General features: G+C 74.8%; 1 protein-coding gene. It reads left to right on the top strand.

What is annotated here, in order from left to right:
• Window positions 1–365 (top strand): 4-hydroxythreonine-4-phosphate dehydrogenase PdxA (locus HKX41_10695; GenBank protein NNC24598.1); only part of this gene is annotated, 365 nt, incomplete at both ends.

Genomic DNA, 365 nt, shown 5'->3' with positions numbered 1-365 from the left:
ACAGCCGCGCGACTACGACCTGATCTGCTACGCCGACCCGCGCAGCCTGCGCGCCGCGGCCGACGCCCTCGCCCTGCCCTTGACCCTGCTCCCGCCCGACCGCCCTTCGCGCGCGCCGGGCGAGGTCGCCGTGGTCGAGATCCGCAACCCCGCGCCCCCGGCCTTCGGCACGCCCGAGCCGGCCAACGCCGCGGCGGTGATCCAGGCCCTCACCGACGCCGCCCAGGCCTGCCTGGACGGGCGCCTGGACGGGGTGATCACCGGCCCGGTGCATAAGGCCGTCATCAACCAAGGCGGCATCGCCTACACCGGCACCACCGAGCTGCTGGCCCAACAGGCCGGCTGCGAGGTGGTGATGATGCTGG

It is taken from the genome of Salifodinibacter halophilus (assembly GCA_012999515.1).
In the GTDB taxonomy this organism is placed as follows: Bacteria; Pseudomonadota; Gammaproteobacteria; order Nevskiales; family Salinisphaeraceae; genus Salifodinibacter; species Salifodinibacter halophilus.
This window is presented reverse-complemented; position numbering and strand designations above follow the sequence as displayed.